The 11,119-nt window shown below is 65.1% G+C and carries 12 protein-coding genes; 9 read left to right on the forward strand and 3 right to left on the reverse strand.

The window, feature by feature from the left end; genetic code table 11:
• Positions 1–45: 45 nt before the first annotated feature.
• The 3 genes from ACN0YF_RS12220 (at position 46) to ACN0YF_RS12230 (ending at position 4,125) form a co-directional block, all read left to right on the forward strand.
• On the forward strand, positions 46–729 hold the full coding sequence (locus ACN0YF_RS12220; protein WP_417494592.1) for an ABC transporter ATP-binding protein: 684 nt from the start codon (positions 46–48) through the stop codon (positions 727–729).
• Complete coding sequence (locus tag ACN0YF_RS12225; RefSeq protein WP_417494593.1) at positions 726–3,257, forward strand: ABC transporter permease; 2,532 nt, start codon at positions 726–728, stop codon at positions 3,255–3,257. Before ACN0YF_RS12220 ends, ACN0YF_RS12225 begins: the two co-directional genes overlap by 4 nt.
• Positions 3,258–3,375: 118 nt before the next feature.
• Positions 3,376–4,125, forward strand: a complete 750-nt coding sequence (locus ACN0YF_RS12230) for a Bax inhibitor-1/YccA family protein (RefSeq protein ID WP_417481189.1) — start codon at positions 3,376–3,378, stop codon at positions 4,123–4,125.
• Between the two features lie 66 nt (positions 4,126–4,191).
• On the opposite strand, the gene ACN0YF_RS12235 is transcribed toward ACN0YF_RS12230, so the two are convergent.
• Positions 4,192–4,482 (reverse strand): DUF2794 domain-containing protein, encoded by a 291-nt coding sequence (locus ACN0YF_RS12235; protein ID WP_417494600.1) that lies wholly within the window; start codon positions 4,480–4,482, stop codon positions 4,192–4,194.
• A gap of 354 nt (positions 4,483–4,836) precedes the next feature.
• Here ACN0YF_RS12235 and ACN0YF_RS12240 point away from each other — a divergent pair, with 354 nt between their 5' ends.
• The 5 genes from ACN0YF_RS12240 to ACN0YF_RS12260 are packed head-to-tail and all read left to right on the forward strand — an operon-like array spanning position 4,837 to position 9,568.
• On the forward strand, positions 4,837–5,574 hold the full coding sequence (locus ACN0YF_RS12240) for an ABC transporter ATP-binding protein (RefSeq protein WP_417481188.1): 738 nt from the start codon (positions 4,837–4,839) through the stop codon (positions 5,572–5,574).
• A complete protein-coding gene (locus tag ACN0YF_RS12245) occupies positions 5,574–6,314 on the forward strand; it encodes an ABC transporter permease (RefSeq protein WP_417481187.1) in 741 nt (246 codons plus the stop codon). The genes ACN0YF_RS12240 and ACN0YF_RS12245 overlap by 1 nt, the downstream gene beginning before the upstream one ends.
• Positions 6,311–8,155: a Gldg family protein gene (locus ACN0YF_RS12250; protein WP_417494594.1), complete on the forward strand. Its 1,845-nt coding sequence runs from the start codon at positions 6,311–6,313 to the stop codon at positions 8,153–8,155. Before ACN0YF_RS12245 ends, ACN0YF_RS12250 begins: the two co-directional genes overlap by 4 nt.
• An 8-nt stretch (positions 8,156–8,163) precedes the next feature.
• Positions 8,164–9,222 (forward strand): hypothetical protein, encoded by a 1,059-nt coding sequence (locus tag ACN0YF_RS12255; RefSeq protein ID WP_417494595.1) that lies wholly within the window; start codon positions 8,164–8,166, stop codon positions 9,220–9,222.
• On the forward strand, positions 9,188–9,568 hold the full coding sequence (locus ACN0YF_RS12260; protein WP_417494596.1) for a VOC family protein: 381 nt from the start codon (positions 9,188–9,190) through the stop codon (positions 9,566–9,568). Before ACN0YF_RS12255 ends, ACN0YF_RS12260 begins: the two co-directional genes overlap by 35 nt.
• 7 nt (positions 9,569–9,575) lie before the next feature.
• Here ACN0YF_RS12260 and ACN0YF_RS12265 read toward each other — a convergent pair whose 3' ends face one another.
• Positions 9,576–10,064: an MmcB family DNA repair protein gene (locus ACN0YF_RS12265; RefSeq protein WP_417494597.1), complete on the reverse strand. Its 489-nt coding sequence runs from the start codon at positions 10,062–10,064 to the stop codon at positions 9,576–9,578.
• A 123-nt stretch (positions 10,065–10,187) separates the two neighbouring features.
• Between ACN0YF_RS12265 and ACN0YF_RS12270 the strand changes: the two genes are divergently transcribed.
• Positions 10,188–10,595 (forward strand): metallopeptidase family protein, encoded by a 408-nt coding sequence (locus tag ACN0YF_RS12270; RefSeq protein WP_417481182.1) that lies wholly within the window; start codon positions 10,188–10,190, stop codon positions 10,593–10,595.
• Positions 10,596–10,759: 164 nt separating this feature from the next.
• On the opposite strand, the gene rplS is transcribed toward ACN0YF_RS12270, so the two are convergent.
• Positions 10,760–11,119 (reverse strand): 50S ribosomal protein L19 (gene rplS / locus ACN0YF_RS12275; protein ID WP_417494598.1); only part of this gene is annotated, 360 nt, incomplete at its 5' end.

Below are 11,119 nucleotides of genomic sequence, written 5' to 3' on the forward strand. Positions count from 1 at the left end.
TGACATATATCGAAATTCGATATCAACACAAATTCCGGATCCGCAATGACAGATACCAGCTTGCCACCCGTCCTGTCGCTGCGCGATGTCGAACTCACTCTGATGGCCGCTTCGGGGCCGGTTCATATTCTCGATCATGTCAGTCTGGAGGTCGCTGCGGGCGAAAGTGTGGCCATTGTCGGCCCGTCCGGATCGGGGAAGTCCTCGCTGATGGCGGTCGCGGCCGGGCTGGAGCGTGCCACCTCCGGTGACATCCTGCTCCTCGGTGATCCGGTGAACGGCCGCAGCGAGGGTCAACTCGCCCGTCTGCGGCGCGGCCGGGTCGGCTTTGTGTTCCAGTCCTTTCATCTGATGCCGACCATGACGGCTCTGGAAAACGTCATGGCGCCGCTGGAAATTGCGCGCCAGGACCGGGTCCGCGAACGGGCCATCGAGGCCCTGGCCCTGGTCGGGCTCGAGCACCGCCTGACCCATTATCCGGGCCAGCTCTCGGGCGGCGAGCGTCAGCGCGTCGCCGTGGCGCGGGCGCTGGCAGTCGGGCCAGAGATCATTTTCGCCGACGAACCGACCGGCAATCTCGACACCGCCGCCGGTGGCATGATCGCGGATTTCCTGTTCGATGCCGCCCGCCAGCATGGTGCAGCCCTGGTCCTGGTCACCCATGATCGCGAGCTCGCCAGCCGGGCTGACCGCACCATCGAGATGCGCGACGGGGCGATCCTGTCATGAATGCTCCGCTGGCCCTTCGCATCGCTGGCCGCGAACTGCGCGCCGGTGCGCGCGGTTTCATGGTGTTCCTCGCCTGCCTCACCCTGGGTGTTGCGGCGATTGCCGCTGCCGGGTCGGCGAGCGCGATGTTTCGCCAGGGCGTCGCCGGTGAACTCAGCCGTATTCTCGGTGGCGATCTGGCGTTTTCCGCACAGCGCGCGCCCATTCCAGGCGATCTGACGACCACGATGGAGGCGGCTGGAGAGGTCTCCAGGATTGCGGATATCAATGTCATGGCCAGCCTGAACGAGGTGCGCCGCCTGGTGCGGCTGCGCGGCGTTGATGCCGCCTATCCCCTGTTCGGGACGGTACAGACCGTACCGGACCTGCCGCTGGATCGTCTGCTCGAAGTGCGCGACGGCATTCCCGGTGCCGCGGCTGATCCGGATATCTTCCGGGTCTTCAACGCCCGGATCGGTGACCGGATCGAGCTCGCCGGCGAGATCTTCGAATTGCGCGCCGAGCTGACCAGCGAGCCGGACCGGCTCAATCTCGGCTTTGATTTCGCGCCGCGGCTGCTGGTCGAACTCGAGGTGGTCGAGGCGGCCGGCCTGATGAGCGAGGGCTCGATCTACAGTTCCGGACTTCGTGTCCGGCTCGATGATGCGGGCGCGGATCTGGATGCCGTTGCGGCGGGGCTGGAGCCGACCCTGCGCGAACAAGGCATCAATCTCACCACACGGGACCAGCTGGGCGACCAGTTTGACGACCTGCTGGACAATCTCAGCGTCTTTCTCGCTGTGGCCGGGCTGGCCGCGCTGCTGGCTGGCGGGCTGGGCGTGGCGCAAGCTGTCTCGACCTTCCTGGCGACCCGGATCGGATCCATCGCCGCCCTCAAGGCGCTTGGTGCCGACGGCGCCACGATCCGGCTGGCCTATCTGCTGCAAATCATCGTTCTGGCGCTGGCCGGTTCCCTGCTGGGTGCCGTGCTCGGCGCACTGGCCCCGATGGCGCTGGCGCAGGCGTTCGGCGATGCCCTGCCCATCCCGGTCCAGGCCGGCATCTATCCGGTGCCGCTGGGGCTGGCGATCCTGTCCGGCCTGCTCTCGGCGCTGGCCTTTGCCTTGCCCGCGATCGGCCGGGCGCGGGCGACGCCGCCCTCCGCCCTGCTCGGCGGCGACATTCGGGGGCAGAGCGCGGCGCCATGGGCCGAACGTATCGCGGCCCTGCTGACCGGCCTCGTCTTTGTGGCGCTGGCCATCCTGTTCAGCCCGTCGCCACTGGTGGCCGCGGTGATGCTCGGTTTTGCCCTGGTGGTTTTCGCCCTGCTCTGGGGTGCAGCCTTTGCCCTGCGCCGTCTCGCGCGCTGGCTCGCCCATGGAACGCGCGGCGGCCTGCGGCTGGCGCTGACCCAGCTGGGTGGTCCGGGCTCGGTGGCACCGATCGCCGCCCCGGCGCTGGGGCTCGGCCTGGCCCTGCTCGCCGTGGTGACCCTGGTGCAGCACAATCTGGTGACCCAGATCCGCGATACCGCACCGGCCAATCTTCCCAGCCTGGCAATGGCCCAGATCCCTTCCGACCGCGCCGGAGAGTTTGACCGCATCGTCGCCGTGGCCGGTGGTGATGTCGACGACCCCCAACGCTATCGCCGCGCGCCGGCCCTGCTGGGCCGGATCATCGCCATCAAGGGCGAGCCGCTGGACATGGAGGCCGTCGCGCCTTCGGAACGCTGGCTGGTCGATGGCGAGACACGCCTGACCTATCTGGCGCAGCAGCCACCGGAATCGGTGCTGGAAGCCGGTGAATGGTGGCCGTCGGACTATGCCGGACCGCCGTTGATCTCTATCGAGGGCGATGCCGCGCGCGGACTGGGTGTCGGTGTCGGCGATGAACTGACCCTGCGCATTCTCGGCCGCGACATCACCGCCGAGATCGCCAGTCTGCGCACGATCGACTGGGGCAGTTTCGGCGTCAATGTCGCCATCGTCTTTGCGCCGGGAACACTGGAGGGCGCCAATGCCAGCCAGACCGCATTGTTGCGCGTCGATCCGGAGTTCGAGGATGCGATTGCCGCGGCGATTGGAGCCGCCTTTCCCGAGGTGGTCATCTACCGGATTCGCGAGAGGCTGCAGGCCGCAGCCGAGGTGTTTGAACAAACCACCGTCGCGATCAATGCCGTCGCTGGAGTGGTGGCCCTTGCCGGGGCCCTGGTCATGCTCGGTGCCTTTGCCGCTGCGGCCCGCCGCCGCGTTGCCGATGCGGCGCTCCTGAAAACCTTCGGCGTCACACCGGCGGGCGTGCTGATGATCTTTGCGCTCGAATTTGCCCTGGTCGGGGTGATGGCGACGATTATGGCGCTGCTGCTCGCGATTCCACCCGCCTGGTATGTGATGACGCAACTGGTTGAGGCGGTGTGGGCGCCGGACTGGGTTGCCGTCGGCCTGGTGAGCGCGATCGCGATCCTGTCGGCCGCTGCCGGGGGGGCGCTGGTGGCGCGTTCGGCCCTGTCGGTTCCCGCGGCGCGGGCGCTCAATGGCGTCCAGGCCTGAATGCCCCGCAAGGGGGGACGCGAGGCTCGTGCGTCCCGCCTTGCAATCGGCGCTGGGCGAGACGATATTGAGTTCAAATCGCCTGATCGGGCGAATGGAAGAATGAGAGACCGCAACGATGAATGATTTTTCCCGCACCCATGTCGGCGCGCCTTCGATGGACATGTCCATCGATGCCGGGCTGCGCAGCTATATGCTCGGCATCTACAATCTGATGACGGTTGGCCTGCTGGTAACCGCCGGTGCGGCCATCCTTGCTGCCCAGCTCTTCTTTGTCGGTATCGGCACGGAGAGCTTCGGCGTGACGCCGCTCGGCAATACGGTTTTCAATACGCCATTGAAATGGCTGGTCATGCTCGCCCCGCTCGGCCTGGTGATGCTGATCTCCTTCAGGCTCAACAAGCTCAGCCACAGCATGGCGCGCATCCTGTTCTACGTCTTCGCCGCCGTGATGGGGATTTCCCTGTCCTCGATCATCGCGGTCTATACCGCAGGTTCGATCGCCAACACCTTCTTCGTGACCGCAGCGGCTTTCGCGGCGCTGAGCCTGTATGGCTACACCACGAAGCGTAATCTGACCGGGATGGGCTCTTTCCTGATCATGGGCCTGTTCGGCATCATCCTCGCCTCGATCGTCAATATGTTCCTGGCCTCAAGCGCCCTGGAATTCGCGATCTCGGCGATCGGTGTGCTGATCTTTGCCGGCCTGACCGCCTATGACACCCAGCGTCTGAAGATCAGCTATTACGAATATGGCGGCACGCCGGAGGTGGCGGCCAAGATGAAGATCCACGGAGCGCTTTCGCTCTATCTCGACTTCATCAACATGTTCCTCTTCCTGTTGCGCTTCATGGGCAATCGCAACTGATCGGGACTGTCCCGCCTGGATATCAACCCCCGGAGCCTGGCTTCGGGGGTTTTTTCTGGCCTGCGCTCAGTCGACGACCGTGAAGCGCTTCTTGTCGAACACCCGCAGGACCTGGGCCAGTTCATGACCGCGCTTGAGCACCTGGCCGTCGACGGCGACGACCTTGTACATGCCCTGGCGCTGGGCGTCGGCGGGGGTCTTGATGATGGCGAACATCGGCACTTCGCTGGCGCGGCGAAAGATCGAGAACACGGCCGTGGTGGGCAGGCCGTCAATGGCGTAATCCTTCCACTCGCCCATTGCGACGAAGCGGCCATAGACATTGAGAATATCGGAGAGTTCGCGCCGGTCCCACATGATCGGGGCGGGCGCGCGTTTCGCGGTCTGGGGTCCTGCCGCCACCTGTTTTCTCCTCCCGGTTGAATTCCTGGCCTGGTGTGGGCGACAGCTTACAAACATTTCACCCAGTGCCGCAAAGTTGCCATGATTTCGGCCTGATCGCGCCGCACCGCACCGCCACGGTTTCGGTGTCGATCGGCCGCATCAACGCTCTGGGTCTTGGTTTTAAACAGCCCCCCCAGCCCCCCGGATCAAGAGCAGCGTGCCGGTCGACACTTCTCCCACCGATTTGTATTTTGCGACCACTCTTCGCTCTGGCCAAGTGCTGTGCACCGCGCTAACGCTAGGGTCTGCAATACGTGAGCGCTTCCCATGCTGGTAGCCGACCATTTGGTGAAAGAATTCGGAGGCCTGCGGGCCGTCGACGATGTCAGTTTCACACTCGAGCGCGGTGAGGTGCTCGGCTTTCTCGGGCCAAACGGTGCCGGAAAGACCACGACCATGCGAATGCTGGCCGGCTGTCTCGAGCCCGATTCCGGCTGCGCCCTCATCGCGGGCCATGATTGTGTCGAGGACCGGATCGAGGCCCAGTCGCGCCTGGGCTATCTGCCCGAGGGCGCCCCGGCCTATCCGGCGATGACGCCGCGGGCCTTTGTCGCCTTCGGCCTGCAGGTGCGCGGCTTCTCCGGTGATGCCCTGAAACGCGCGACAGCGCTGGCGCTGGAACGCGCCCGTCTTGGCGCCGCAGCCTCGCAACCGATCGGGACGCTGTCCAAGGGCTATAAGCGCCGCGCCGCCCTGGCTGCGGCCATCGCCCATGATCCTGCCGTGCTGATCCTTGACGAGCCCACAGACGGGCTTGATCCCAACCAGAAGGACGGGGTGCGCGAGCTGATCCGCGAAATGGCACCGGAAAAGGCGATCATCATCTCGACCCATATCCTCGACGAGGTCCCCGCCGTGTGCAGCCGCGCGATCATCATCGCCCAGGGCCGGCTATTGTTCGACGGCACGCCCCATGCGCTGGAGGCTGTCACGGAAGCCGGAAGCATCGAGGCCGCCTTCCGGCATTTCACTGCCGGCATTCCCGCTATCGGCGAGGCCGCCTGATGGGGTCGCTGGTCGCTGTTTATCGCCGCGAGCTGACGGCCTATTTCCAGACGCCGCTTGCCTATGTCTTCCTGGCGGTCTTCGCCTTTGCCGCCCCGGCCTTTGCCTTCCATATCGGCCGCTTCTTCGACACCAATCGCGCCGATCTTGCCCCCCTGTTCGATTATCTGCCCTGGCTGCTGGTCATCCTGATGCCGGCACTGGCGATGCGGGCCTGGGCCGAGGAACGCGATCGCGGCACGCTGGAATTCCTGATGTCGCTGCCGATCCCGCTCTGGGCCTCGACTGGTGGCAAATTCCTCGCCGCCTGGACGGTCGCGGCCGCTGCGATCATCCTGACCATGCCGATGTGGATCGCGGTGAATTATCTCGGTTCGCCGGACAATATGGCGATTGCCACCGCCTATCTCGGCGCCCTGCTGCTGGCCGGCGGCTATCTCGCCATCGGCCAGGCGCTGTCGGCGACGACCTCCAACCAGGTGGTGGCCTTCGTGCTCGGCGCCGGCGCCTGTTTCATCCTGACCATGGCCGGGCTGCCGCTCGTCCTGTCGGTGCTGGGTGACAATGCCCCGGCGGCGGTCTCCGAATTCGTTGCCGGCCTCAGTGCGCTCGAGCATTATGACGCCTTGCGCAACGGCGTCATCGACCTGACCGACCTGCTCTATTTTGCCGGCCTGATCTTCGCTTCGCTGGGTGCGGCCGGTGTGATGATTGCCGAACAGCGCGGGGGCGGACGATGAAGAAGGCGCTCTATCTGCCGCTGATGCTGGCCAGCATTGTGCTGATGTTCCTGACCGGCACATTCCTGGCGGGCCAATGGCTGCCGGGCGTGCGCATTGATCTGACCCAGAATGGTCTTTACCGGCTTTCGCCCGGTACACTCGCCGTGATCGACCGCCTCAACGAGCCGGTCGAGTGGCGCTTCTATCATTCGCGCGCCGAAGCCGCGCAATATCCGGCAATCCGCAGCTATGCGACCCGGGTGCGCGAATTGCTCCGCGCCTATGAGAAACAGTCCGGCGGCCGCATCCGCCTGGTCGAGATTGATCCGGCACCCTTCTCCCAGGCCGAGGACGAAGCCCTCGCGGCGGGCCTGCATTCCCTGCCAACCGATACCGGCGAACAGATCTTCTTCGGCCTGGTTGCGCGCAATTCCGTCGATGACGGGGCGATTATCGACCTGTTCGACCAGGCCGACGAGGCGCGGCTGGAATATGATCTGACCCGCCTGATTTCCGATGTCGACCGGCCCGACCGGCCGCGCCTGGCCATCCTGTCCGGCATTCCGCTCGATCCCTCCAGCGGCGCGCCGAACCGTTTCATCGCCGACCTCAACAGCGCCTATGACCTGCAATGGATCGAGCGGGATTTCGAATCCATTCCCGATGCCGCCGCCCTGATGATCATCCATCCCGGCCGGCTCAGCGAGTCTCAACTTTATCTGATCGACCAGTTTGCCCTCCGCCGCGGCCGGGTCCTGCTCTTCATCGACCCGATGGCGCATCTGGCCCTGCGTCCCGGGCTCGACGGCCTGCCGCCCGTCGATGCCCATCGCGCATCGGACCTGCCGCAATTGCTGGCCAATTGGGGCGTCGCCTGGGATAGCGAGACCGTGGCGATGGACCGCACGCTCGGCCTGCCGGTGGAGATCATCGATACCGATGGCCGTGCCCGCCGCCGCGCCTATCCGCTGTGGTTCTCGATCGGCAGTGCCCAGATCGATGGCGAAGACCTCGCAACCTCGACGCTCGATCGCGGGGTCAATTTTGGCTCCCCGGGCGCCCTCGACTTTCTCGCCGACAGCGGGTTTGACGTGACGCCGCTGCTGACCACCAGCCCGGATGGCGCCCTTGTGGATGCCGATATCGCGGCCAGTGCACCGAGCCCGGATGATCTGCTGCGGGAATACGAACCTGAACGCCAGCCGGTGATTCTCGGAGCCCGCTTGCGCGGCGATGCCGGCACGGCCTTTCCGGACGGCCCGCCAGCCGGTGATGTGATGTTCAGCCCTGCCGAGCACCTGTCCCGCTCGGAAGTGCCACTGGACCTGACCGTGATTGCCGATATCGACTGGCTCGATGACAGTTTCTACCTGCGCAGTGACCCGGCAGCCGGCGACATGATTGTTGCCGACAATCTTGCCCTGGCGATGAATCTGGTCGATATGGCCGCCGGCGACCCGGCCCTGATCGGTTTGCGGTCGCGCGCACCTTCAGCCCGCCCGATGACGCGTGTCGATACCCTGCGGGCCGAGGCCGAGGCGCGATATGTCGAGATCCAGGACCGGCTTGAGGCGGAGATCGAGGCGGCCGAGACCCGGCTGCAGGAACTGCTCGGCTCCGGGCAGGCTTCGGGCCTCGCTGATCCGGGTGCGCGGGCGGGCCGTGATGAAGCGATTGCCTTGCGCCAGCAGATCCTGGCAACCCGGGCGCATTTGCGCGAGGTCGAGCGCGAATTCCGCCATGACATCGATGCTCTCAATTCCAGCCTGCAATTCTGGACGATTGGCGTGCCCCCGGCCCTGGTGGTGCTGTTCGGTCTGGCCGGGACGCTGGTGCGCCGCTGCAGGAGTGCCCAATGAGCCGGCCGATGGATCGTCAAAGACTGCGCCACCTGTTGATCACCGGCGGTATTGCCGCGCTGTTGCTCGCTGGCGCGGCGGCCACGCTGGTCATCCAGGCCCGGCGTGACTGGCAGCCGGAGGTGAGCGGCCCAGTATTGCCGGACTGGTCGGCCACAGTCGCCAATGCCCGCGAAATCGAAATCACCGGCCCCGAGGATCATTTCACCCTGGAGCGCAGTGAAGCCGGCTGGGTGATGCCGAGCCGCGATGACCACCCCGTGATTGCCGAACGTCTGGCCGAGCTCGACGCCTTCCTGGCCGATCTGGGCTATGCCGGGGCGCGCACGGCCGATCCGGCCAAGCTGGCGCGGCTGGAACTGGCCGATGCCGGTCAGCGCGGTGCCGGTACCCGGCTGACCGTGCGTGGCAGCGATGGGGAAGTGTTGACCGATATCCTGCTCGGCGCGGCGCGCAATGGCTTGATCTATCTCCGCTTCCCGGATCGCCCGCGCAGCTATGCGGCGCAGCTTTCCGGTGGCGGTTCGGCCATTCCGGCGATCGGCTTGGCCGATGGCTGGCTCGACCTCGATTTCATCGCGCTCGACAGTTCCGATATCGCCCGCACCGCGATCACGCCCGAGCGCGGTCCGGCCTATGTGTTTGAGCGGGCGGGGCGTTCGGCGCGCAATTTCTCGCTGCGCGAGCCCGGTGGCTGGCGCCCTATCACGGCCGGGGCCGGCAATGGCCCCTCGGCGGCCCTGTCGCGCCTGCGGTTTCGCGATGTACGCCGGGCCGACCGTTTGCGCGGCGAGCCGGTGGGACGGCATGTCGAGGAAACCTTCTCCGGTCTGCGTGTCAGCCTCGATATCCTGGCGCTGGGTGATACGCGCTGGGCGGTGATCCAGGCCGAGGCGTTGAGTGATGGCGGCCGCGACGCCGCAGCGGCGATCAATGCCCGCGCCGGGGGCTGGGCCTATCTGCTCAGCGACCTGAGTCTTGACCGGCTCTTGCGGCCGCTTGACGAAATTGCCGATTACACGGGAGCCAATCATGCGTCTCAACCAGGTGACGATTCCGGTCAGTGACATACCGCGTTCGAAGGATTTCTATCAGCGGCTGGGTTTCCGTCTTCTCGTCGATTCGCCGCACTACTCCCGCTTTCTGGCGCCACAGGGCGATACGACCTTCTCACTGCACCTGACAACCGATCCCATCGTGCCCGGCGCGGTGATCTATCTGGAATGCGATGAGCTTGATGCCGAGGTGGCGGCCCTGCAGGCCGAAGGCTTTGATTTCGAGACCGCGCCGGCCGATATGGGCTGGCTGTGGCGCGAGGCCAATCTGCGCGACCCCGACGGCCATCTGATCAAGCTCTACCATGCCGGCGTCAATCGCATCGACCCGCCCTGGCGGGTCAAGCCGGGAGCGTAGCGGCCTGTCAGGCCCTGCCGGGCGTCGCACTGTAGTCAGCCTGTTCGCCCTCACCGACACGCATCAAACGGTCGGCGGCGGCGCGGGCGAAGCGCAGGGTCAGGGCCTTGCGCCTGGCCGGGGCCAGGGTGAGTACAGGGCTTTCGCGGACAATCGCACCGCCAAACCCATCGGCGACAATCAGTCCGGCATGTTCCGGGATCACCTCGTGCGGGAAGCGTTGCGAGACAGCGAAATAGATCCGCTCGCAATAGCCGGTGTAATCGGTCCATTTATGGTCGGCGCGAAAATCGGCAATGCCGGACTTGACCTCGATAATGGTGATCTCCCCCTTGCGGCCGATCGCGGCGAGATCGGCGCGACGGCCGTCCGGCAGGGAGAATTCCGGAATCGCGCTGAAGCCCATCTGCCACAACAGCCGCGCCGCCCCGCGCATCAGCGCCTGGGCGTCATCAATTTGCGGATTGCGGTCGGAGGCGACGTCAGAAAGGTCCATGGCGGCAGTTTGTTCGGTTTTTGTTCACATGACAAGTCAGGGCCCTGACCGATCTTGCGGCATTGCAGCGTGCCTTTGCGGCCGGGAAGCGTTAGAGGCGGTTCAGCAAAACCGGATATCGTCATGAACACTACAGCCAATCTGACCCCGCCGACCTTGTCGGACTTTGAAACCCTCGCCGCCAGCGCCTGGGAGCGCCTGCCCGAGGCCTATCGCGCCCTGTGCGGTCATGTCGAACTCTTCGTGGCCGATTTCGCCGATGCGGAAATGCTCGAGGCGGTTGGTCTGGAAGACCCGTTCGAGCTGAGCGGTCTCTATATGGGCGTGGACCTGACGCAGCAGTCGAATATGGACCCGACGCCGCAAGCCTCGCGGGTCTTCCTGTTCCGGCGCCCGATTCTTGATGAATGGGCCGAGCGTGAGACGGTGACGCTGGGCGAGCTGGTCAGTCATGTCCTGGTGCACGAGATCGGTCATCATTTCGGTCTGTCCGATGAAGACATGCACAAAATCGAGGATTCAGGCGCCTGACCGGCCTCCGAGTCTTTAAATGCGGGTTCGGTTTCCAGCCTTGATGGCGCCACCCGCAAATCCGGACTCGGGCGGCAAAACCGGACAGAATTCCCTAACGAGACGTAAAAAAACGCCCGCTGGTTGAACAGCGGGCGTTTTGCATTCGGTAAGGAAGAGGGGGCTTAGCCCTTCTTCTTCGGCTCGCGCTTGACGATGCCGCGACCGGTGGTGCGCTCGGTGATCCGGGCCGACTTGCCGCGACGATCGCGCAGGTAATACAGCTTGGCGCGGCGAACCTTGCCCTTGCGGACAATTTCGATCAGCTCGACATTTGGCGAATACATCGGGAAGACGCGCTCGACACCTTCACCGAAGGAGATCTTGCGGACGGTGTAGCTCTCGTTGAGGCCGCCACCATTGCGGGCGATGCAGACGCCTTCATAGACCTGGACGCGCTCGCGCTCGCCTTCCTTGATGCGCACGTGAACGCGCAGCGTATCGCCGGCAGCGAAATCAGGGAGGACCTTGTCGCCAAGGACGCG

Source organism: Maricaulis sp., assembly GCF_048270265.1.
Lineage (GTDB): Bacteria > Pseudomonadota > Alphaproteobacteria > Caulobacterales > Maricaulaceae > Maricaulis.